At 42.5% G+C, this 24,559-nt stretch carries 18 protein-coding genes; 5 read left to right on the top strand and 13 right to left on the bottom strand.

Features of this window, described 5'->3' with window-relative positions; translation table 11 throughout:
- Window positions 1-3 precede the first annotated feature (3 nt).
- From ACTNDS_RS15635 to ACTNDS_RS15650, 4 genes are all read right to left on the bottom strand, one after another.
- The gene (locus tag ACTNDS_RS15635) at window positions 4-1,284 is read right to left on the bottom strand and encodes a PcsB-like coiled-coil domain-containing protein (protein WP_441036723.1); all 1,281 of its coding nucleotides are present in this window, start codon (window positions 1,282-1,284) and stop codon (window positions 4-6) included.
- A 173-nt stretch (window positions 1,285-1,457) separates the two neighbouring features.
- A complete protein-coding gene (spoVG, locus tag ACTNDS_RS15640) occupies window positions 1,458-1,751 on the bottom strand; it encodes a septation regulator SpoVG (protein ID WP_019160558.1) in 294 nt (97 codons plus the stop codon).
- A 108-nt stretch (window positions 1,752-1,859) separates the two neighbouring features.
- Entirely contained in the window at window positions 1,860-2,978 is a 1,119-nt protein-coding gene (gene glgD, locus ACTNDS_RS15645) for a glucose-1-phosphate adenylyltransferase subunit GlgD (protein WP_173742625.1), read from the bottom strand.
- On the bottom strand, window positions 2,975-4,252 hold the full coding sequence (locus tag ACTNDS_RS15650; protein WP_173742626.1) for a glucose-1-phosphate adenylyltransferase: 1,278 nt from the start codon (window positions 4,250-4,252) through the stop codon (window positions 2,975-2,977). Before ACTNDS_RS15650 ends, glgD begins: the two co-directional genes overlap by 4 nt.
- Before the next feature lie 297 nt (window positions 4,253-4,549).
- Here ACTNDS_RS15650 and murC point away from each other — a divergent pair, with 297 nt between their 5' ends.
- The 4 genes from murC to ACTNDS_RS15670 all read left to right on the top strand — a co-directional run bounded on the left by murC (window position 4,550) and on the right by ACTNDS_RS15670 (window position 9,676).
- Window positions 4,550-5,929, top strand: coding sequence for a UDP-N-acetylmuramate--L-alanine ligase (murC, locus tag ACTNDS_RS15655; RefSeq protein WP_441036724.1), 1,380 nt, complete (start codon window positions 4,550-4,552; stop codon window positions 5,927-5,929).
- Between the two features lie 482 nt (window positions 5,930-6,411).
- On the top strand, window positions 6,412-7,461 hold the full coding sequence (locus tag ACTNDS_RS15660; protein ID WP_173742628.1) for a DnaD domain protein: 1,050 nt from the start codon (window positions 6,412-6,414) through the stop codon (window positions 7,459-7,461).
- A gap of 42 nt (window positions 7,462-7,503) precedes the next feature.
- Window positions 7,504-8,487, top strand: coding sequence for an ATP-binding protein (locus ACTNDS_RS15665; RefSeq protein ID WP_441036725.1), 984 nt, complete (start codon window positions 7,504-7,506; stop codon window positions 8,485-8,487).
- Window positions 8,488-8,491: 4 nt separating this feature from the next.
- Complete coding sequence (locus ACTNDS_RS15670; protein ID WP_441036726.1) at window positions 8,492-9,676, top strand: ribose-phosphate pyrophosphokinase; 1,185 nt, start codon at window positions 8,492-8,494, stop codon at window positions 9,674-9,676.
- Between the two features lie 200 nt (window positions 9,677-9,876).
- Here the strand turns inward: ACTNDS_RS15670 and ACTNDS_RS15675 are convergent, their stop codons facing one another.
- The 8 genes from ACTNDS_RS15675 to ACTNDS_RS15710 all read right to left on the bottom strand — a co-directional run bounded on the left by ACTNDS_RS15675 (window position 9,877) and on the right by ACTNDS_RS15710 (window position 22,117).
- Window positions 9,877-11,631: a metallophosphoesterase family protein gene (locus ACTNDS_RS15675; RefSeq protein WP_441036727.1), complete on the bottom strand. Its 1,755-nt coding sequence runs from the start codon at window positions 11,629-11,631 to the stop codon at window positions 9,877-9,879.
- A gap of 47 nt (window positions 11,632-11,678) precedes the next feature.
- Window positions 11,679-13,070 carry an asparagine--tRNA ligase gene (gene asnS, locus ACTNDS_RS15680; protein WP_441036728.1) on the bottom strand — a complete coding sequence of 464 codons (1,392 nt, stop codon included), beginning with the start codon at window positions 13,068-13,070 and terminating at the stop codon, window positions 11,679-11,681.
- 143 nt (window positions 13,071-13,213) lie between these two features.
- Window positions 13,214-15,676, bottom strand: coding sequence for an InlB B-repeat-containing protein (locus ACTNDS_RS15685; protein WP_441036729.1), 2,463 nt, complete (start codon window positions 15,674-15,676; stop codon window positions 13,214-13,216).
- A 62-nt stretch (window positions 15,677-15,738) separates the two neighbouring features.
- Window positions 15,739-17,229 carry a UDP-glucose--hexose-1-phosphate uridylyltransferase gene (gene galT, locus ACTNDS_RS15690; protein ID WP_173742634.1) on the bottom strand — a complete coding sequence of 497 codons (1,491 nt, stop codon included), beginning with the start codon at window positions 17,227-17,229 and terminating at the stop codon, window positions 15,739-15,741.
- Window positions 17,230-17,270: 41 nt separating this feature from the next.
- On the bottom strand, window positions 17,271-19,730 hold the full coding sequence (locus tag ACTNDS_RS15695; RefSeq protein WP_441036730.1) for a hypothetical protein: 2,460 nt from the start codon (window positions 19,728-19,730) through the stop codon (window positions 17,271-17,273).
- Complete coding sequence (locus tag ACTNDS_RS15700; RefSeq protein ID WP_441036732.1) at window positions 19,727-20,905, bottom strand: class I SAM-dependent methyltransferase; 1,179 nt, start codon at window positions 20,903-20,905, stop codon at window positions 19,727-19,729. The genes ACTNDS_RS15695 and ACTNDS_RS15700 overlap by 4 nt, the downstream gene beginning before the upstream one ends.
- A 69-nt stretch (window positions 20,906-20,974) precedes the next feature.
- Window positions 20,975-21,352, bottom strand: coding sequence for a hypothetical protein (locus ACTNDS_RS15705; RefSeq protein ID WP_173742636.1), 378 nt, complete (start codon window positions 21,350-21,352; stop codon window positions 20,975-20,977).
- A gap of 66 nt (window positions 21,353-21,418) precedes the next feature.
- Window positions 21,419-22,117 carry a 5'-methylthioadenosine/adenosylhomocysteine nucleosidase gene (locus ACTNDS_RS15710; RefSeq protein ID WP_173742637.1) on the bottom strand — a complete coding sequence of 233 codons (699 nt, stop codon included), beginning with the start codon at window positions 22,115-22,117 and terminating at the stop codon, window positions 21,419-21,421.
- Window positions 22,118-22,339: 222 nt separating this feature from the next.
- Between ACTNDS_RS15710 and ACTNDS_RS15715 the strand changes: the two genes are divergently transcribed.
- The gene (locus ACTNDS_RS15715) at window positions 22,340-22,585 is read left to right on the top strand and encodes a TIGR03905 family TSCPD domain-containing protein (protein ID WP_173742638.1); all 246 of its coding nucleotides are present in this window, start codon (window positions 22,340-22,342) and stop codon (window positions 22,583-22,585) included.
- Between the two features lie 54 nt (window positions 22,586-22,639).
- Here ACTNDS_RS15715 and ACTNDS_RS15720 read toward each other — a convergent pair whose 3' ends face one another.
- Complete coding sequence (locus ACTNDS_RS15720) at window positions 22,640-24,247, bottom strand: MBL fold metallo-hydrolase RNA specificity domain-containing protein (protein ID WP_441036731.1); 1,608 nt, start codon at window positions 24,245-24,247, stop codon at window positions 22,640-22,642.
- Between the last annotated feature and the right edge of the window lie 312 nt (window positions 24,248-24,559).

Here is a 24,559-nt window from a genome sequence, read left to right on the forward strand (position 1 = left end):
TCCTTAGTTCAGCTGGTAAACCTCTGCAGACTGAAGTCCAAAGCTTAAAGCATCTGAATGATTATCAAAGAAGATATCTACATGTCCGTAGGGAGTTCCCAGATCCTCTACTGTATACACATTTCCATTGATCAGAAGCTGAGTGCCAAAAGGAACTCCTGCCATAGCAACAGTACGTCCCGCTGCGGGAACAGTTCCGCTGGCTGTCAGATTACCTGCTGTACCGCAGCACTGCGCACAATTACAATAGGCTGTCAGAGTGAAATTCCCAAGATACTTACCCTGTCCGGAATTCGTACTTTCTGAAGAAGACTGATCCTCTGAAGCATCTGAGCTGTCCTCTGTGCTTTCTGAAGACTCCTCTGCATCTGAAGTATCCTCTCCGGATTCCTGGCTTTCATCGTTCTCCTCTGTATAGTTTTCCTCTGTGGTATCTTCCTCATAACCCACTGTATCTTCTGCAGCATCTTCTTCAGTGGTATCCTCCTCACCGGAAGCTTCCTCCGCAGCTGCCGCTTCTGCCTCAGCTCTTTCCTGGGCTGCTTTTTCCGCCTCTGCCTGCTGGATCAGCTGTGCAATACTATTGTCTGCACTGTTGATCTGAGCTGTCAGTGCTGCTGCCTCCTCCTGACTGGCACTGATCTGTGCGATATAAGAAGAAATATTATCACTGGTGCTTGCAGCCAGCTCCTGCACTTCCTGCTGTTTAGCGGAACGCTCCGCAAGAAGACTGTCAATGGCTGTTTTCTCTTCCTGGGCTGCCGTTTTCTGCTCCTTAATAGTCTCCTGAAGATTCTCATATTTCTCAAGCATATTTCTGTCATACTGGGAAATCTTTGAAACACTCTCTGCAGTATTGAGAAATTCTGCCAGATCTTTGGAAGAAAGCAATGTCTGCAGTGCTGTAGTTCCTCCATTTTCATACATATACTGAATACGCAGCTTCATATCTTCATACTGCTTATCAGAAGCTTTCTGGGCTTTCTTTAATTTCTTCTGAATATCTTTTAACTGGTTTTCTTTTTCACCTGCCTGAACGCTCAGATCAGAGATCACATTGGTAAGCTCCTCATACTGCACATTCAAATCTGAAAGATAATCCTCCAGCTCCTGTTTCTTGCCTTCCATTGCACTGATATCAGCCTGAGCCTGGGCAAGTCCTGCCTCTGCCTGCTGTTTCTGTGCCTGCATATCTGCAATTTCACCTTCTGTGGCATATGTAACTGTTATATTAGAAAGAACAAACAGCCCTGCCAACAGCAATGAAATAATCTTTTTTTTCATAAACAAATCACCTTTCAAGTTTTTCTGAAGGTAAGTATAACATAAACCGTAAAAAAATCAACACTTTTTCTTAATTTTTGTAACAAATATGTAATATTTTCCGTATAAAAAGACTGCTGTGATTGATATTTCATCTCCTCACAACAGTCTTTCCAAAGCAATTATTCTTTTATTTATTCCTCTGCAGCAACAGCTTCCTCTTCCGGCTCAGCCAGTATAGCTTCCTGATATTTGCTCAGAATGATAGTCTGAATCCGGTCACGGGTTCCGGAATTAATCGGATGGGCAATATCCCTGTATTCTCCATCTGCTGCCTTTCGGCTTGGCATAGCAATAAACAGACCTTTTTCGCCCTCAATCACCTTAATATCATGTACCACAAACTCATCATCTATGGTAATAGACACAACGGCCTTCATCTTTCCTTCTTTTGCCACCTTCCTCACACGCACATCAGTGATATTCATAATGTTTACTTGCTCCTTTCAATCTGCCAGACATTTCTGACGGTTTTTCTTTCATTAGTCAATCGGATAAAATCATCCGCTTCGCTACTTGATTCGGTTAAATCTGATTTACAATACATAACGATCGTTTTTCTCTACAACGATTTTTACTTCTCCCTCACCACAGTAATAGGAGTTGGCACGGATCGTGTCTCTGCTTTCCACAATACAGTTTTCAATATGTGTATTGTCTCCCAGATATACATTATTCAGAATAACAGAATTCTTGATCACACAATTATTTCCCACAAAGACATCTTTAAAAAGAACAGAATTCTCAACTGTACCATTGATAATACATCCACTGGCCACCAGACTGTTCTTCACCTGGGCACCCGGATTATATTTTGCCGGAGGCAGGTCATCAATCTTTGTCTTCACAGTTGGCTCCTGTTTAAAGAAATAATTACGGATTTCCGGCTTCAGAAAGTCCATATTTGTTTTATAATAAGCTTCTGCTGTAGAAATATTACTCCAATAAGAATCAATCTTATATCCATAGATTCTCTTCAGATTTTTGTAACGGATAAGAATATCCTTTACAAAATCATGGCGTCCCTCCAAAGCAGCTCTCTCGATCAGCTCAATCAGCTGTCTGCGGCGGATCACATAGATTCCTGTTGAAATTGTATTATAAGAAGACACCATGGGCTTCTCTTCAAATTCCTCGATCCTGCAGTCCTCATTCATACGGAGTACACCAAACCGCTCAATCTCCGCCGGATCCTCACAAGTAGTGCATACCACTGTAACATCTGCCCTCTTTGCAATATGATATTCCAGCACTTTATTGTAATCCATCTTATAGACACAATCACCGGACGCAATTACCACATAGGGCTCATGGCTGCTTTTCAGGAATTGGAGATTCTGATAGATTGCATCTGCAGTGCCCTGATACCAGAGGCTGTTTTCCTTGGTAATCGTAGGTGTGAATACAAAAAGTCCTCCCTGTTTTCTGCCAAAATCCCACCATTTGGAAGAACTCAGATGCTCATTCAGAGATCGGGCATTGTACTGTGTCAACACTGCCACTTTCTGAATATGAGAGCTCGCCATATTGCTCAACGCAAAATCAATACTTCGATAGCTTCCGGCAATGGGCATAGCTGCAATTGCCCTCTTATTTGATAATTCTCTCATGCGGTTATTATTGCCACCCGCTAAAATAATACCTATTGCTCTCATTTCCCGTCACCATCCTTTGCTGTGATCACCTGTCCGCCTGCCAGTTCTCCATTCGGATAATCCTCCGGGGTAGTCACGCCTGATATAGCAGTATTTTTACCAATTTTCACATTGTCCGGAACCACACTGCGTTCACCTACAGTGGCAATTCCAAAAGCATAAACTGCCGGCTTTGCCACATTGGGGGCTTCCTCTCCACAGCCCAGGACAACATGATTACCTATAATAACATCTTCTGCAATAATCGCTTTGTCCATCTGTACGTTCTCTCCCACCACGGAATTGCGCATAATAATGGAGTCACGGATCACACTACCCTTTCCAATAACAACATTAGGGCCAATCACAGAATTATGTACTTCACCATAGATCTCAGAACCTTCACCTATAAGACACCTGTCTGTAACAGCCTCTGCTGAAATGTACTGAGGCGGAATAATATCCCCTTTTGTATAAATCTTCCAGAACTCTTCATAAAGATTAAATTCCGGAATAATATCGATCAGTTCCATATTGGCTTCCCAATATGAGCCAAGAGTCCCTACATCCTTCCAATATCCGTTATATTCATAAGCAAAAAGTCTCTCACCTTTTTCCTTACAATAGGGAAGAATATGCTTTCCAAAATCACAGCCATTCTGGTCCTTCAGAGAGACCAGTGCCTCCTTCAGTGCAGGCCAGCTGAAAATATAAATACCCATGGACGCAAGATTACTGCTTGGATTCTCCGGCTTCTCCTCAAACTCGGTGATCCTTCCCATATCATCAGTCACCATAATACCGAAACGGCTTGCTTCCTCCATAGGTACAGGCATACAGGCGATTGTCACATCTGCTTTATTTGCCTTGTGAAAATCAAGCATCACCTCATAATCCATCTTATAAATATGGTCACCGGACAAGATCAGGACATAGTCCGGATTATACTGTTCCATGTAATCCATATTCTGAAAGATCGCATTGGCCGTTCCTGTGTACCACTCACTGCTTGTACTTTTTTCATATGGGGGAAGTACAGTTACACCACCCTCGTTTCTGTCAAGATCCCACGGAATACCAATACCTATATGTGTATTAAGCCTCAACGGCTGATACTGTGTTAATACGCCTACTGTATCGATACCCGAGTTAATGCAGTTACTTAAAGGAAAGTCTATGATACGATACTTTCCGCCAAAAGCAACTGCAGGTTTTGCTACTTTCTCTGTCAGTACGCCCAGCCTGCTGCCCTGGCCGCCAGCTAAAAGCATGGCTATCATTTCTTTCTTTATCATGCAATCACCTCTTGTATGTTATGATTTTCTCATTATACCACACTTCCTATAGTTAGTGAACATTTTTTACAATTTTTCTTTCTGTTTTTTACTATTTTTAGAGCTATTGTATACGCCTTTTTTTGACACGCTTCGGTTTTTCTTATATTTATTATGCATTTTTTCTATATATTTATCTGTTTTTTTGTATTTTTTTGCTATATCCTTACCATCACAAAAAAGATATAACTGAAAGACTTTTCATTTTTCCTTTCCGGGAGTATAATAAGCCCAAACCAAAATAAGGAGAACCATATTATGTATCAGATAGATTTTCATAAACCGCTGCATATCCATTTCATTGGCATCGGCGGAATCAGTATGAGCGGTCTGGCTGAGATTCTTCTCGAAGAGAATTTCATTATCTCAGGTTCCGATTCCAAGTCCAGCCCTCTGACCCAGGCACTGGAGAAAAAAGGTGCTACTATTTACTACGGTCAACGCGCTTCCAATATCAGTGATCAGGTAGAACTGGTAGTTTACACTGCTGCCGTTCATCCGGATAATCCGGAATATGCCTGCGCAGTACAAAAGGGACTACCAATGCTTACCCGTGCAGAACTTCTGGGACAGATCATGCGCAATTACGAAACTCCCATTGCCATTTCCGGAACTCACGGTAAAACAACCACCACTTCCATGGTATCCCACATTCTCCTGGAGGGAAACTGCGATCCTACCATCAGTGTGGGTGGCATTCTCCCTGCCATCGGAGGCAATATCCGTGTAGGCGAATCTGAAACCTTTGTCACAGAAGCCTGCGAATATACCAACAGCTTCCTGAGCTTTTTTCCAAAAATCAGTATTATCCTGAACATAGATGCCGATCATCTGGACTTTTTTAAGGATATTGATGATATCCGTCATTCCTTCCGCCGTTTTGCCCAGCTTCTTCCTGCTGACGGAACTCTGATCATTAATGCAGACACGCCCAGATACGAAGAGATCATCCGCGACCTTCCCTGCAATGTGATCACCTATGGTCTGGAACAGGATGCAGATTATCAGGCAGGGGATATTACCTATGATAAATATGGTCACGCTTCTTTCTCTGTTCTTCGTCATGGTGTAAAAATAGGAAGTTATTATTTGAAGGTACCGGGTATCCATAATGTATCTAATGCATTGGCAGCAATTGCCCTGGGACATCTTCTGGGACTTTCCGAAGATGTGATTATCAAGGGTCTTGGAAGCTTTACCGGTACTGACCGCCGTTTCCAGTATAAAGGCCAGGTGGCAGGTGTTACTATTATTGATGATTATGCACATCACCCTACAGAAATCGAAGCTACCTTAAACGCAGCCCACAACTATCCTCACAATAAAGTATGGTGCGTATTCCAGCCTCATACATATACCCGTACCAAAGCACTTCTGCCGGAATTTGCCAAGGCACTTACTCTGGCTGACCATGTAGTTGTAGCCGATATTTATGCAGCAAGAGAAACCGATGATCTGGGTATTTCTTCCGCAGATCTTCAGAAGAGAATCCAGGAACTTGGCACTCCCTGTGAATACTTCCCGACTTTTGATGAGATCGAGAATTTTCTTCTCTCCAACTGCCAGGAAGGCGATCTGCTTATCACTATGGGAGCCGGTGACGTGGTAACTATCGGCGAACAGCTTTTAGGTAAATAAAAAATCAGGAGACCGTCAGGATTTCATATCCGGCGGTCTCTTTTTTACTCCAAATTCAGAATCACTTTTTCAATTGGCGGTGTATTTATCCCAAAGTTATAAACAAATTGTTCCACATTCTCTGCCTGTGTTTTTTTCCTCTTTTTTGCACTTATCCACATTATCCACATGGTTATACACATTTTATGTCTCCCATTATTGTGGATTTATATGTGTATAAATCATTTAACATAATTCGACAGTTTTCTTAACATAAATTCTATGTTCTTCGCCCAAAATCGTTGTTTTTCAAGTTTCCAATAATCATTTACATTTTTGCTTTTCCACATTATCCACATTATCCACATTACTACTCTCTTCATTCTCAGCAGCGCCACTTAACCAATCTTTCCTCTGGCACAAAAATAAAGGTTGTGCTATAATTCAGATGATATTAGGGTCAAAAATCAATATGACCATAAAACAGGAAAGCGAGCAGATTCATGACATCCATCACATTACAGACTGCTTCCCCCCGGGAAGTCACAGTCCTAACCAATGATTTTATAGACAACTATATGCCCAGAGCCAACGGGGAATTTGTAAAAGTATACATCCATCTTCTCCGTCTGCTGTCTGACGGAACCACTCCGTTCAGCCTGGAACAGATGGCAGATCATTTTTTCTGTACAGAGAGAGATATCCTCCGCGCCCTGAAATACTGGGAAAAAGAAAAACTCCTGATTTTAAATTGTCAGGACAGCGGCGAAATTTCCTGTATTACCCTGACCGAACCAAAAAAGCAGAATAAAAATTCCATCCTGCCTGCACCTGAACCCACCCCTGATTCTGCACCGGCTTCTGTTTCCTCTCTGACCCCTGACCGTGTGAAAGAATTGAAACAGAACGATGAGATTGTTCAGTTACTCTATATTACAGAACAATACCTGGGCAAAACTCTGACTCCCACTGAAGTTAAAAAGATCATGTTCTTCTATGATGAGCTTCATTTTTCCCCGGATCTCATAGAATATCTGATTGAATACAGTGTCAGCAGAGGACATAAGAGTATTCGATACATAGAAACTGTGGCGCTTGCATGGGCCAAAGAAGGAATCTCCACTGTTACCATGGCTAAAGAAACAAATTCCCAGTATAACCGGGAATATTACATCATCCTGAAAGCTATGGGGATCAGCGGCCGAAATCCTGTAGAAAATGAAATTTCTCTCATGGACACCTGGCTGAAGGATTATGGCTTCACACTTGACATTGTCCAGGAAGCCTGCAGCCGTACGGTTCTGGCAACCGGTCAGCCCAGTTTCCCCTATGCAGACAAGATCCTCTCTGGCTGGAAGGATAAAAGTGTCAAAAATCTTTCCGATATCCGCCAGCTGGATGCCCAGCGTCAGCAGCGTAAACTGGAAAAAGCAGAAAAAGCATCTAACAAAAGAGACTCATCTGCTAAACCTGCCAGTCAGAACCGATTCAATAATTTTCATCAGCGAAAATACGACTTCAACGAATATGAAAAGAAATTACTGAACCAGTAAAGAACCATATCACCTAAAGATATACAGAAAAGGAGGCAGTTCATGCCTTTACAGAACTATCAGTACGATAAGATTATGAGGGAATACAGCAAGGCCCAATCCAGGAACCGTCGTCTTCTGGAAGAACATAAACAGGAAATCTATGCCAAAATCCCCCGAATCAGAGAAATCGATGAAGAAGTGGCTACTTTAAGTACACAAAAGGCCAGAGCCTTGCTAAGCGGACAGGCCTCCGGTACCGAGGACCTGAAAGCAGCAATCTCTCTCCTGTCTCAGGAGCGGACTGCCTTACTTGTATGCAATTCTTATCCTGAAGATTATCTGGAGCTTCCCTACACCTGCCCCCTGTGTCAGGATACGGGTTATGTAGGAGATAAAAAATGTATCTGCTTCAAGAAGGCTGAGATAGAATTACTCTACACACAGTCCAATTTAAAAGAAATTCTCAAAAAAGAAAACTTTGAGCACTTTTCTTTTGACTACTATTCTGATACAATGAGAAACGAAGCTACGGGACTGACTGAAAGAGAAACCGCCAAAAAGGCTTTCGATACCGCCAGAAATTTCGTAAGGACATTTGACACTTGTTTCGAAAATCTTTTTCTCTACGGAGATACCGGCGTGGGCAAAACCTTTCTCTCCCACTGCATCGCACAGGAATTACTGGATACAGCCCACTGTGTCATGTACTTCTCTGCCTTTGATCTTTTTGATCTCCTTGCAGATTCCAAATTCTCCAGGGAAAAAAACGAGGGTGCAGAATTTATACTTGACAGTGATCTGCTGATCATCGATGATCTGGGAACCGAACTGACTAACAGTTTCGTATCTTCTCAGTTGTTTTTGTGCATAAACGAACGAATCATGCGCAGAAAATCAACAATTATTTCTACAAATCTAAAACTTGAAAATTTCTCGGACACCTATTCCGAGAGAACCTTTTCCCGGATAGCCAGCAATTATCGTATGGTAAAGCTGGAAGCCAAAGATATTCGGATACAGAAAATATTCTTAGGAGGAAAATAAAATCATGTCACAGACAAATACAAAGGATTTAACTACACTTCCGGTGGGCAGACTGGGTCTGATCCCACTGATCAGCTGTAAAGATCTGGGAGAAAAAGTCAATGACTGGCTGATTCAGTGGCGTAAGGAACGTTCCCACGATGAACTGGGCTCCTTTGCTTTCGAGGGTTATCAGAGAGATTCTTATCTCCTCCCTGTTCAGACAGCACGTTTCGGTTCCGGAGAGGCCAAATGTACTATCCTGGAATCCGTCCGCGGCGATGATATCTATATCATGGTAGACGTATGCAATTACAGCATCACTTACAATATCGGACCATTTACCAATCTTATGTCTCCGGATGACCATTTCCAGGACTTAAAACGTGTGATCGGCGCAGTCAGCGGAAAGGCCCGCCGAATAAATGTAATCATGCCATACCTGTATGAAAGCCGCCAGAACATCCGCAACGGCCGAGAATCCCTGGACTGTGCAACTGCACTTCAGGAGCTGGTAAGCATGGGTGTAGAAAACATCATCACATTTGATGCCCACGATGCCCGTGTCCAGAACGCAACCCCTATGCACGGATTTGAAACCATCCAGCCTTCCTACCAGTTTATCAAAGCTCTCTTAAACCATGAAGATGGCCTTCACATTGACAATGACCACTTCATGATCATCAGCCCTGACGAAGGAAGCATGAACCGTGCTATCTATCTGGCCAATATCCTGGGGGTAGATATGGGAATGTACTACAAACGTCTTGATTATTCCAAACGAGTGAATGGCCGCCATCCAATCGCAGCCTACGAATTCCTTGGACCAAACCTTAAAGGCAAAGACATGATTCTCATCGATGATATGATTTCCTCCGGAGATACAGTACTTAAAATTTCCTCTCTCCTCAAAGAAAGAGGTGCAGGTCGAATCTATATCTGTTCCACCTTCGGTCTCTTCACCGATGGCCTGGAAAAATTCGACAAAGCCCACAAAGATGGCGTCTTCGACAAGCTGCTCACCACTAACCTGATTTACCAGTCCCCTGAGCTTCTTGCCAAAGACTACTATATCACCTGCGACATGAGCAAATACATTGCCCTGATCATCGACACCCTCAACCACGACCAGTCCATCAGCCAGCTCCTTAACCCTGTGGACCGAATCAACCGCTGCGTAACCAACTACATGTCTCGCTATACTAAATGAGTTAGTATAGCGTGTTCCCTTCCAGCAGAAGCGAAGCAATCTGCGTCCCCAATAAAGCCTCTGCCAAAACACAGCCAAAAAAATCCGTAAAACTCGCCCATATGGGCGGATTTTGCGGATTTTTTTATGCAGCTAGCCGATTTTCCAAACCTTAAAGTTATTAGCTCTCAAAACCATGAGCCCCAGAGGAACCGCCGCTTTTAGCGTCCCTCCGAATACTTTTTAATAACTCCCATAGCCAGATTCAATGCCTTAATATCTATTTCTTCCCTCGCAGTCAGACAAATTCTGTCCTCATACTCTCTATATTCCTCCTGCAGATTTCCAAGGGAAACTTCCCTTTCACAATACTCCCGCTGCAGTTCTTCCCTGTTCTTTTTCAGCTCCTGCTGTCTGGACAGCCATTTTGCCTTCATGCGTCCTCTCTTCTGCAGTTCTCTGGCCCCTTTCATCCTTCCGGTTCCAAAGACACATACGCCTAAAGCCGCAATCACAAGAATGCCCAATTCAAGAACAGCACTGTCCGTAAACACAGTAGCTGCCACAAGCAGAATAATTCCCAGAACAGCAGACAGGATCATCCCTGCAGTATAAAAATCTCTCTTTTTCCTGGCCCTTTCCGTCTTTCTGTCCAGAATAGCCACTCCTGTCTCATCTCCAGGCCGCATATGAAGAGAATTCTCTTTTTCCTCAATCTGATCCAGATTACCCTTCAGAGTATTCATCTCTCTCTGGACATGCTCCACATTTGTCAAAAGCTTTTGCAGCTCCCCTTCCTCATCCCTGCACCTTCTCTCCTGCTGAACCAAAAATCCCTTTCTGGACATTTTCAACATCTGCATGGAACGCTCCAGATCCAGCGAATATCCGGCTTCCTTTTCAGGCTCTCCCTTCATCCCGGAAAACCTGCCAGTCTCCATCAATGCCTGAATTCCATAATATAAGGCTTTCTCCTCTGTTTCTGTTCTGTTATTTTCAGGAAAATATCTGATATAATCTCCGATCAGAGTCCCGCTATATTGCTTTTCCATCATCTCCAGGTCATAAGATGGTCTGGACTCATCTACAACTTCTGAAATAATTCCAAAGGTTTTCAGCTTTTCCGGCAGAAGCCAAAAACCGGGAGTCCGGTTTCCTCTGATAAAAATTTTATAAATATTCATTCTGCCCTTTTGAGACAAATCTGCCTTCAGCATATTTTCCGCAGATGCCTGTGTAGAGTCCTCACGCAGCATCAGCGTGATCTGCTCATAAGAGCGGCAGGCAAAGGGAACAAACCTGGTTTTCAGGCTTCCATTCTCCAGTTCTCCCTCCATATAGCCATGGGGTCCCATATCTTCCCTGTCCACAGGTTCCAGTGCCCCTGCATAAGCAGCTTTGTCCGGAATCAAGATCTGAGGCTCATGGAGATGCCCCAATGCAATATAATCAAAGCCTGCACCGGATACTGCCCCCATATTTACAGGAATATGCTTTGCATCTCCCCCATGAGCCAGCAGAATATGGATTCCTTCCTCTGCCCGTGGACTGGCAGAATCATAAAGGGGTTCCTCTATTTCCTGGTGTTCATAGCTGAGCCCATAAATATAGACATCCAATTTCTCATCCTTCACACAGGTTAGCTCTTCTTTTTCAAAAAAAAACACGTTGGACGACCACTGAAATCCTCTGTAAAAACAGTTTTCTTTCAGATAATCATGGTTTCCCGCCATCAGATAAACCCGGGTATCCGGTATAGAAGAAAACAAATTATTTACTTCTTTTAACTCACGCAGCAGCGGCTGACGATGGAACAAATCTCCTGCTATAAATAACAAATCCACCGGATTCTCGCGGATGCCCGCAATAACCCGGCGGAAAGTTTCCCAGATTTCTTCCTCTCGCCTGCTGCTCCAGGAACAGCCTCTGTCAGGGACTGCACCTAAATGTACATCTGCAAGATGGATAAATCTCATGCCAATCTCTCTTTCTAAATCAAACGAATAAAACAATCAGCCTATACTTACAGGTCGCAATTCTTAACAGTTCTTGGGAATGGGATTACGTCACGAATATTTCCCATGCCGGTAAGGTACATTACGCAGCGCTCAAATCCCAGTCCAAAACCTGCATGACGGGTAGTACCATATTTACGGAGATCCAGATAGAAATCATAATCTTCCTTTTTCAGACCCAGTTCATCCATACGCTTTTCAAGCTTCTCCAGATCATCCTCTCTCTGGCTTCCTCCGATGATCTCTCCAATTCCCGGTACCAGACAGTCCATAGCTGCAACTGTTTTATTATCCTCATTCATTTTCATATAGAAGGCCTTGATTTCCTTCGGATAGTCTGTGACAAATACTGGTTTTTTGAAAATTTCCTCTGTAAGATATCTCTCATGCTCAGTCTGCAGGTCACAACCCCAGAATACCTTATAATCAAATTTATCGTTATTCTTCTCCAAAATCTCTACTGCCTCTGTGTAGGTAACATGACCAAACTCAGAATTTACCACATGATTTAATCTGTCCAGAAGTCCCTTATCTACGAAGGAATTAAAGAAATTCATTTCCTCCGGGGCATTCTCCAGAACATAACGGATCACATATTTCAACATAGCCTCTGCCAGATCCATATTGTCATTCAGATCAGCAAAAGCACATTCCGGCTCTATCATCCAGAACTCTGCTGCATGGCGGGTAGTATTGGAATTCTCAGCACGGAAAGTAGGACCAAAGGTATAAACATTGCGGAATGCCTGAGCAAAAGTTTCGCAGTTTAACTGTCCGCTTACTGTCAGATTGGTCTCTTTTCCAAAGAAATCCTGAGTATAATCAATTGCTCCTTTATCATCCTTTGGCACATTATTCATATCCAGTGTAGTAACCTGGAACATTTCTCCCGCTCCCTCGCAGTCACTTCCTGTAATCAGAGGAGTATGCACATATACAAAGCCCTGTTCCTGGAAGAATTTATGAATTGCATAGGCACAGAGAGAACGAACGCGAAATACTGCCTGGAAAGTATTGGTACGTGAACGAAGATGTGTAATCGTTCTCAGATATTCCAGACTATGACGTTTCTTCTGCAGCGGATAATCAGGTGCTGAGGTTCCCTCTACAACAACCTCTGACGCCTGGATCTCAAAGGGCTGCTTAGCCTGTGGTGTAGCTACAAGAGTACCCTTTACAATGATGGCAGCACCTACATTCAGTTTACAGATTTCTGAAAAATTCTCCATAGTATCATGATAAACAACCTGAAGGGTCTCAAAAAAAGTACCGTCATGAAGCACAATAAATCCAAATGTCTTGGAATCACGTACGCTTCTGACCCAGCCGCCTACGGTAACCTCTTTATCCAGATACTGTTCTCTGTTTTTATAAATTTCTTTTACTGTTGTTAATTTCATCTCAATATTTCCTCTTTCTCCCATTATCAAACGAATATTGCTAAAAAGACGAAACGCTGTTAATTCCCACAGCCGTCTCGCCTTTTAGTATAGACTATTCCCTGATTTCACGCAAGGAGTAATCTGATATTTTCCATAATCATTTATCGTCTTTTCAGAGAATCCAGACATCTGGCATAAATTCTCTTATAAGTAGCCGCTGTATAATGAAGTCCGTCATCTATCGTCCCAGCACCATAATGATCACTTGAAAAACTATATCCTGTACTCTTCAGATAGCTGTACATATCAATATAGGTATAGGCTGAAGACAGATTTTCTCTAAGATAATCATTCATCCTTCTGAGTTCAGCTTCACTTCTGTCCGCCCTGTCTGCATTAGAAAGCATTTTTCTGTTTATAGGGTTAACTGACATAAAATACAGCTCACATCCCTTACTCGTAAGGATTGGCTCAATGAGATTATAATATGACGCATATTTCTTGTATTTTTTCAGATCATTTACACCGAAATTAAAGATCACAGCTGTTTTTTTCTGTAAAATACTATTGGTATCATGCTCTACCAAACGATACAGTTCCTGATAACCGGTGCTGATCAGCCACTCGTATCCTTCACCTCTCTTGCACACAAATTTCACATTCTCAGTCACATTCGCCGGCATGTTCTTCAGCACATTACTCATAAATTCCGTCCGGGAATCTCCCACAAATACTACCTGCTTGTACTGATAGGGATTTACCTGAGGCAGTTCCTCCGCCGGCAGGTTTTTCTCTGAAGAATTCCTGAATACCACAGCATACAGATTCATATTATCATCCACTACAATCTCCTGCTCTGCCTCATATTCAGGACTTGTGTTCTGTCCCTGCCTGGGTGACCATCCCATAAATGTATACCCGGCTGCATCCTTCACACCAGGCAGAGTATAAGTATCTCCCTTTCCAAGAGTTACCGTGGAGGATACCACTCCGCTGTTTGTATAAAAGGCAATCTTCACTGCCTTTTTCTGAACAGCATACAATTTAAGATTCTTCTTCACCGTATAAGTGGTTCTGCTGGTAGCTTTATCTGCATTCTTCTTTGTGGACCAGCCTTTATTCACATATCCGGTTCTGGCCGGCACCAATGGGAAAGTGATGGTGGTTCCCTCTTCAACCTTCATATTCAGCTTCTGGTAAGAGGCATTTGTTTTCCCATTTCCCAGGAAGAACTGTACGGTATAATATTTACTCTTTCTGCGTACTGCATAATAAGTAGTATTTTTTGTAACCTTTACCTGACTGCCTGCTGCATATACCGGATTTTTCCCTCCCTTTGTGGTAGTCCAGCCCAGATTGATATATCCCTTTGCCTTGGGAACCTCCGGAAGAGTGATTTTCTGGTTTTTTTCTGCATACAGATCCAGGGAAGTATAGGTTTTGCTGGTACTGGTCCCACTGTTATTATTAAAGGTTACTTTATATGGCATCTTTTTATAAACTGCATAAAAGTTAAGATTCTTCTTTACAGTAATCACTTTACCTTGCGCATAAGCCACTTTAGATGCATTTTTGCTCAGAGCCCAGCCCAGAGCCTGATATCCCTTTCTGGCCGGCACCTTGGGAAGCTGTATCGTCAGCCCTTTTCCAATGGTCTGATTCAACCTTGCAAATGTGTTATTACTTGCTCCGCTTTGTGAACGGAAAGTCACCTGCAAAGCCGTGCGGCGGATAATATACAGGAACTGATCCTTATTTACTGTATATTGAGAATTCAGTTCATATTTTACCTCTGTGCCTCCCTGTTCATCTGTCCAGCCATAATTCACATACTTTGTGCCTCCTGGATCCGGCAACATCACGGAATTGGTCTCATAGGCTGTCAATGTCAGTTTGGAAAAGGACGCTGTTCCGGAATTGTTATAAAGAACCACTTTACACTTCCTGGGCATATAAAAAGTCAGCACACCATCTTTGAGAAACTTTGGCCAGCTTTCTGTCTTTTTTAAAGTCAGCTTTTCACCGCCATTAAAGGTGATGCCATCAGCAAGCATCTCATTTTGCTCCAGCTTCCACTTATCAGGTGCTGCAGAATCCGGCACATGGGGAAGCAGTACAGAGTCATCCCACTTTACCACTGTCCTGAGATTTTCGCACTCAATGCCATCACCATCCATAAAACGAATCTGCACTTCTTTCGCAGGATCAAAGGGTACCGGAGTAGGTGTTGGTGTCACTGTTGGTGTCGGCATCACTGTTGGTGTCGGCATCACTGTTGGAGTTGGCGTCACTATTGGCGTTATGCTCGGAGACACCTCAGGGGTTACTGTCGGAGATACTTCCGGAGTTACAGAAGGCGACACCTCAAGGGCCGGTGAAGGTGATACCTCAGGAATCACTGTTGAAACAGGTATAGGTGTGGCCTGCACTGCAGTCTCACCCCTATCACTGTTTTCCCCCACATATCCTGTGTAAGCATCATCCTCGCCAGAGCTAAACAGCCCTGCATCTGCGCAGGGAGCCTCAAACTCCACTGCCTGTACCGGAATTCCTGCTGTTATCACTGCCGCTGCCAGAAAAAGGCAGGCCAGCCGTTTTCCTCCTTTGTGTTTTCGTCTGTCCATACTTTTATTACCTCCATTTTACAAAACCCTCAGGCACGCCGCAGGACATCCTGCAACAATGATTAGAGTCTGTCAATAAATTTCATAAACGCTGTTCTGCCCTCTGGCGTGCATTTATAAACTCCTGCATCCTCAAGAACATGAACAAAAACATTTCCCACTTCTTTGCGAAGCACATCCTGGATATTTTCTTTATCCAGATATTCATATTTTGGCAGAAATTCTGCCACCCAGTCTGCATGCTTTTCTATCTTTTCATTAGAAGAAACATCCTTTCCTTCCAGAATATATTCTCCCAGAAGCTCCAGTTCCTCCTTCAGTCTTGCAGGAAGTACTGCCAGACCCATTACCTCAATAAGACCAATGTTTTCCTTTTTAATATGATGATACTGAGCATGAGGATGATATACTCCCAGAGGATGCTCTTCTGTGGTAATATTATTTCTCAGTGTCAGATCCAGTTCAAAGGTATCACCTACCTTACGTGCGATAGGTGTAATGGTATTATGCGGTTCTCCCTCTGTCTCTGCAAAAATAAATGCAGCCTCATCTGTATATCCTCTCCACACTTCCAGAACATGTGTAGCCAGATCCACCAGACGTTTCTCATCCTTATGACGAATTCTCAGTACGGAAAGAGGCCATTTTACAATTCCAGCCTCCACATCCTCATATCCCGGAATGGTAACTGTTTTCTCAATAGGTGCCTTTGCCATTGCAAAGGTATAATGTCCTCCCTGGAAATGATCATGACTGAGAATGGAGCCTCCTACAATTGGCAGGTCCGCATTGGAACCCAGAAAATAATGAGGAAACAATTTTACAAAATCAAATAATTTGATAAAGGTATTTCTCTCTATCTTCATAGGAACATGACTGCAGTTAAATACGATACAGTGCTCATTATAATATACATAAGGAGAATATTGGAATCCCCATGGACTGTCATTTACAGTAATGGGAATAATTCTGTGGTTTTCCCTTGCCGGATGGTTTACTCTACCTGCATACCCTTCATTTTCAGGGCAAAGAAGACATTTTGGATAACTGCTTGATTTCACCAGTTTTGCTGCTGCAATGGCTTTTGGATCCTTTTCCGGTTTGGAAAGGTTAATTGTAATATCAATTTTTCCATACTCGCTGTCCACTGTCCATTTCTGGTCTTTTTTTACCCGATAACGCCGGATATAATCACTGTCCTGGCTAAGCTTGTAAAAATAATCCGTAGCTTCTACAGGATTCCTGGAATATTTATCCCAGAATTCCTTCTGAACCTGTCCCGGACGCGGCATCAGACAGTTCATCAGTCTGGTATCAAACAGATCACGATAAACCACACTGTCCTCAATCAGTCCTCTCTTCACCGCTTCATCCAGAAGTGCTTTCAGCACTTCCTCCAGATCAATATTACCATATTCTTCCTCCGGCTCTGTATATTCGTCTTCCTTAAATACATCCAGCAGAAGATTTGTGGCATAATTTTTTTCACATGCAGGTGTCAGCCCTGTCTCTATTCCATACTGAACCAGCTTCTTAATATTTTCATATAACATATCCTTTTTCTCCTTTATCTTTTACATTTCATTCTTTTTCTTTATTCCTGCACTGCCTGCACCGCTTCAATATATGTGATAAATATATTTCCCGCTTTCTGGAACAGATCTGTACTATCATTCATACCATACGGATACGTCTCCTTTTTTACAGGATCATACAGATACGTATTGTACTCATCATATCCTACAATCACCACACTGGTGTTATCTCCTGTCTTGGCAATCACAGGCCTCTGGGCACTTACCTCATACAACACACTGTCAAGACTGCACCCTGAAAGATCGATCACTGTACCAGTCTTTCTCAATTTCTTTTTCAGTATTTTTTTATCCAGAGTCCCCTCCAGTACTATATCAGGGATTTCCATGGTATCCAGCTGTATCTTTGTTTTTTTGTTACCTCTCTCCCATACATACTGCTGAGCACGGTTCAGAACAACCCCTCCCTGTTCATCAGCTCTCTGTACAGCTTTTGCCGGATCTGTCCAGGTACTGTCAAGCCCGCCTCTGGCATATACATAGTAAGTTGATTCCTGAGGTATCTGCTTATCCAGACTGATAAACTCTTCTTTTGTATTACTGATCTTTGCATAGAATGCAAGAGGATTTTCTGTCTGAGCAGTTTCACTGAGCACCAGCTTTACCCGCACCCCTGTGCGTGATGCAGAAATGAGCTCAATCTTAACATTATTGGCTGCTGCCTTTCCGTTATTCATAATCGTATCTTTTTTCTGCACAGTATAGGTATCCCCGGATTTTGCTGAAAGCTCAAATTCTATCAATGTATTTCCCACAGAAATATTGGTAATATACAGACCATCCCTATAATATTCCTTCTTCACATTTCCATCAAAATCCTCAATACGCAGAGTTTGAATTCCCTCTGATCTATGTCCGTTGGAATCCGTAAGAATATCGGACTTCTGCAGAATTCCATAAACCAGATCTTCATTGATAAACCCTGCTGTCCTAAGTCTCTGTCCTTCCTCGCAGGTAATCGTACGGGTCTTTTTCGTATCAAAATCAATTTCCCGGATACAGCCTTTTGAATCTCCCTCTGTGACCAGCCATGCAGCATGATCATTATTATCAGAAGCTACAAAATTATCATATTTAATGCCTTCTTCCAGAATCTCGTAGGAATTACCTTCTATATCCACCTTATACAGATTCTGGGCAAAAAGAAGGAAAAGCTCATTTTGCTCATTTACATATGATAATTTTCCCAGATCTCTTTTCAAAAACTCATAGGATTCGGATATAGGAATAAATGCCTTTTCCTCCACCACATTCTTATCACTGTTAAAATGATATACGACCAGACCTTCATAGCCTTCATGAACTCCCCGGTTCATATATCCATAAAGAACAAAATCTATATCCCCCTCATCACTGACTCTCACAATCTTGATATTGTGTTGATTTCTGGAATCTCTGAAATCCCCATCCTCCAACTTCCGGAAACTGAATACCCGATTTACTTTACTGCTACCCGGAGCATAGGACCACAGGTCTCCCTGCTGTGTAAAAGCAACTACTCTACCACTGTCATTTGACAAATACTCTACATCCTTATTTCGCACTCCCAGAATCACACCATCTTCTGAGAACACCGCTGTTTCCGGATCAAATATCTGATTCGCTGACCTCTGAAAATCCAACAGCCGGATTCTGGAATCCATGTATCTCATTCTGTAAAATTCCTCTACATCATATACTTCTGTAATCTCATTTTCATTCTGAGAAGTAAACTGATAATCTATGGAAATACTTGCGGTGGTCTCATTAATATCCTTGATAACAGGGATTCCTTCTTTATATATCTGCGGCTTCAGGGTTCCCCAGCTCACCTCTCCCAACGTAGAATTAATACTGATATTGGAATAATTGGTAGCTACACCTGTTGTATCCGGTTCCAGATAGCTGGCCAGATCATCTGCCGCATTTTTATCCATACTGGTCTCGTAGAAATACTTTACAAAAGCTACATATTCTCCTGCATGCACCTGAGCTCTTGCCACTATTCTGGTATAATAATATATTTCGCGTCCGCCTGTCACCAGAGTAATCTGCATAGAATACTCCTGGTTCATTCTCAGGTCACTTCCGATTTCTACGGAAGCCCGAAGGTTCTGACCATCCGACTCCAGCGCTTTGATCTTTTTATTCTCCAGAACCTTGCTTCCATCCGATGTACGAATTTCATAAGAAAAGCTCTGAACCTCTGCCCCATATGGATTTACCACAAAAGTCAGCTTCTTAGAAGTATCCAGTGGTGTTACACTGTCTCTGGTAAAATCCGCCTGCATAGGCTGGGCATATCCATACATCCTGTTTGCCAGCGTACCATCCAGATCTACCATAACTTCAGGAAAAGCAGCCTCATTAAAGTCCGAACGGTCATCTGTAGCCGTTCCATTCAGCAGCAGAGCTGTTCCCGACACTCCGGCGAGAAAAATACAGAACAGGATCAATATTCTGGCAATCACCTGTTTCATATCATCTCCCCTTCCTCAATTATTTCCAAGAGCCTGTCCAGAGTTGGATGAATCTCCAGTTCTTTCATCATTCTCTCTGTTTTGTTCTTTGCAGAAACTTTTTGATTCCCTGCAGACTTTTGGGTTTTCACAGCTCTGATCAGCAGGTTTTTAGGCGTATGCTCCATATCTATAAACTCCAGAAGCTGTGTTTCATAACCTCTGCTCTCCAGGAGATTGGCACGTACCCCGTCTGTAATCAGTGCTGATATTCTCTCTTTCAAAATACCGTACCGCAAAACCGGTTCCAGCATTTCATTTTTTATCTGTCTGTTCACCTCATGCTGGCAGCACGGCACAGAGAGGATCACTCCTGCTCCCCACTGTACTGCCTTAGCCAGTGCATAATCTGTAGCCGTGTCACAGGCATGAAGAGTTACCACCATATCTACAGAAGATACGCCCTCATATTCAGCAATATCCCCCTGGTAAAAATGCAGCTTCTCATATCCATATTTTTCTGCCAGCTTATTACATTTTTCAATCACATCTGTTTTCAAATCCAGACCAATGATATTTACGTCATACCCCTTTATTTGCCGGAGATAATAATACATGGCAAAGATCAGGTAGCTTTTTCCGCAGCCAAAATCCAGAATTGTAATTTCTCTGTCCCTGGCAAGCTGGGGCAATATATCCTCAATAAACTCCAGAAACCGGTTAATCTGTCGGAATTTGTCATATTTTGAAGTAATAATCTTGCCTTTCTCATTCATTACACCCAGATCTTCCAGAAAGGGCACCGGAACACCCTCCTTCAGGATGTACTGCTTCACCCGGTTATGAGCCTGAATCTGCACAGGTTCACTTACCGGATGTTTTTTTGTTTTTACAGTCATTTTCCCCTTTTTACTCACCAGAACCGTTCCATCCAACCGTCTTCCCCTGGCCTGAAACTGTCCAAAATGATCTATGATCTCTTTTTCCAGATATTCGATCAGCTGCCCTTGAGTATAATTTTTATGAAAAATCTTCGTACCCTCAGTAGCAGAAGCCTGATAACAGATTTGATTTTTCAGCTTTACCGGTCGGATTTTCACCCTAGAGGGACCTGAAGCACTCCGACTTCCACTTAAAACAGCCTGTATCAGATCTTCATTAATTTGTTCTTCTAAATATTCTCTTAAATTCTTCATCATTTCTTTATCTATATCAATAAATCTTTAAGTTACTGTCTGACAGAACATGCATACAATGCAATGTCCTCACCAGTGATAAAAGGTTCCTCTGCAGCGTTTTCTCCTGCAGCGTCTCCTGCAGATTTCCTGCCCCAAAAGCACATGTACCAGTTCATCCAGAAAACAGCTCTGCTCTGCCTGGGCTTTTATCTCCGGTTTCATACTCTCTTTAATCTTGCTGCACAGATGATAAAACATATACTTATCCGGATATTCATCATATATCCTGCTTCCCTCATAATCCAACAGGCGGCATTCTTCCTCCACCCTTTCCTGAATTTCCTGTACAATCCGGGGATAATAGGATTTCATCAGTTCAAATTCCTCTTCCTGCATTCTTTCCCCCTGATACAACATTGGATTGGCATATGCAGCATAAAACGGAAAATATTCATCATAATACATATCAAGATCCTGCATTTCTTCTGATGATCTATTTCAGTATATGTAATATTTTCCGTAAAGTGCCTGTTACAGTTCCTGAATCATTCTGACTGTAAGCTTTACACTGTGCTCAATGGCTGCCATTTCAAATTCTGCATAGTCCATATGAGCGCTTCCATCTGCCTTGTCAGAAATAGCACGGACTACCAGGAAGGGAATTCCATTGAGATAAGCGGCCTGTCCAATAGCAGCACCCTCCATTTCCACTGCAAATCCGCCAAATTCAGAAACAATGGCATCCTTTACTCCTTTATCAGAGATAAACTGGTCTCCTGAGCATATTCTCCCTTCAAATACATTGATCTCAGGATTTACTTCCCTGCACACCTCCATTGCCAGCTTGCGCAGTTTCTCATCTGCAGGGAAGGAAAATTCCTTCATCTGCGGAATCTGGCCTTTTTTATAGCCAAATCCCACTGCATCCATATCATGATGCAGCACATCTGTGGAAAGTACAATATCTCCAATATTAACATCATTATTCAGACTTCCTGCAATTCCTGTATTGATCACAGCTTCTGCTCCATAAATATCTGCCAGAATCTGTGTACACATTCCAGCATTCACTTTACCAATTCCAGAGCGTACAACTACAACTTTCTTTCCTTCCAGAATTCCCTCATAAAAATCCATGGATGCCTTTGTTGTAATTTTTACCTCTTTCATCATTTCCTTGATTCTTGATACTTCCTGCTCCATTGCGCCTATAATACCGATACATTTCATAATCAAAACACCTCTTCTTTTTTATTTTTACGCCTGTCCGGTTCAGGACAAACAAATATAAAGTACCTGTTTACACATTGCATTTCCTATTATAACAAAAGTTTAATTTATATGGAAACTTTTTTTATATTCTGCTATAATATTCAAGGTTATAAATATAACTTTTTCTGCCAGGCAGATAAAGGACAGCAGAAAGCACTATTTTTCACAGGAGGAAAAATCATGACATACAAAACTAAGGGTGTCTGTTCACAGGCAATTTATTTTGATGTAGATGAAGATCATAAGGTTCACAACGTTCAGTTCGAAGGTGGATGTAACGGTAATACCAAAGGAATTGCCGCTTTAGTAGAGGGCATGGATGCCAACGAAGTAATCAACCGTCTGGAAGGAATCCAATGCGGTTTTAAAAACACTTCCTGCCCGGATCAGCTTTCCCAGGCATTAAAACAAGCTTTAAACCAGTAACTCAAGGAATAAAACACAGGCAGGTCGGAGAATTCTCTCTTTCCTGCCTGCTTTTCATCTGTCCCATTTGTCACACAACGACTGGATATCTCTGGAAAAACGTTCCAGGTCCTTATTGGGAATTCCCTCATTTTTCTTAATAACAGCCAGGAGCCGATAGCCAAGAGAAAGAAGCTTTTCAAAGGCACGGGCAGCCTTGGATGCTTTCGGGGAAGCAGAAACCTTTTCTATCTTCACACCTGTGGCCTCATAAACACAGGTATTCTCTGTCAGGTCATAGATGGTTCCGCTAAAAGGTGCCATCGTATCATAACCCAATTCTTCATGCAGACGTTTTGCAAAAATTTCTGTCACTTCATCATTTCCATGAGTAACAAATACCTTCTTTGGTTTTTCCTTAAATGCCTTTGCCCATTCCATCAGGCCATTCACATCCGCATGTCCGCTGATTCCCGGCATATTACAGATGCGTGCCGCCACATGGATAGACTCTCCAAAAAGCTTTACATCCTTTGCTCCTTCAAGCAGGGCTCTTCCCAGTGTTCCTATGGCCTGATACCCAACAAACATCACTGTACATTTTTCATTCCACAGATTATGTTTCAAATGATGCTTAATGCGGCCGGCATCACACATGCCGCTGGCTGAAATGATCACCTTAGGTTCATCATCAAAATTGATTGCTCGGGAATCATCACTTGTCACAGAAATTTTCAATCCCGGAAAGCTGATAGGATTAATTCCTTTATTGATCAGCTCCATTGCCTCTTCATCAAAACAATCATACTTATGCTCTGAGAAAATGGTTGTGGCTTCATTTGCCAGAGGACTGTCCACATATACCTCAAAACCATCGTGACCATGTATCCTTCCCTCAGCCTTGATCTGACGGATAAAATACAGCATTTCCTGTGTTCGCCCCACTGCAAAAGAAGGAATCACCAGATTTCCACCTCTGTCAAAGGTTTCCTGGATCACTTTCGCAAGAAGCCCTACATAGTCCGGTTTCTCTCCGTGGCTTCTGTCTCCATAAGTAGACTCCATAACTACGTAATCTGCCATATCCAGATACTCCGGATCCTTAATCAACGGCTGGTTTATATTTCCGATATCTCCGGAAAAAACTATTTTTTCTTCCTTTCCATTCTCTGTCACTGTCAGCTCAATGCTGGCAGAACCCAGTAAATGTCCTGCATCAATAAAACGTACAGAAATTCCCTCTGCCGGACTGAAAGCCTTGTTGTAGGGACGCCCTACAAAATTCCGGATCACTCCCATTGCATCTTCCATGGTATACGCAGGTATATATTCCGGTTTCCCCTGTCTTTTTCCCTTTCGGTTTCTCCACTCTGCCTCAAACATCTGAATATGGGCACTGTCACGAAGCATAATATCACACAGATGGCTGGTAGCTTCCGTAGCATATACAGGTCCCTGAAACCCTTTTGCATAAAGGGCCGGCAAATTTCCCGAATGATCCATATGCGCATGAGTAAGAAGAACAAAATCCAGTTCTCCAGGTGCTACGGGAACAGGAACATTTTCATAATAATCCTCTCCCTGTTCCATTCCACAATCTACCAGAAATTTCCGCCCCGCAGCCTCCAGATAATAGCAGGAGCCTGTTACTTCATGGGTTGCACCAATAAAAGTAATCTTCATAAAAACCCTCCTTTCGGACTTTTCTTCTTTATTGATATATTATACACTACAACAAAAATGATTAACAGATTTTTTCTGAATATTTTCAACATAAAAAATGGGAACTGAAAATATCAGTTCCCGATTTTCTATGTCTGCCGCGGATTTTTATAAAACATTGCTGGTATTTTAATAAATTCTCACGCAGCAGACACTTTGGGACAGAACGGTAATAGATTTTTGCGGTAGTGTAAAATAGTTTGTGTTTTTGGTAAAAAATAACTCCTTTTTGGTAAGAATTCAGATATGACAATTCTTATCGAAAAGGAGTAT

Source organism: Blautia sp. HCP3S3_C12 (genome assembly GCF_052064155.1).
Lineage (GTDB): Bacteria > Bacillota > Clostridia > Lachnospirales > Lachnospiraceae > Blautia_A.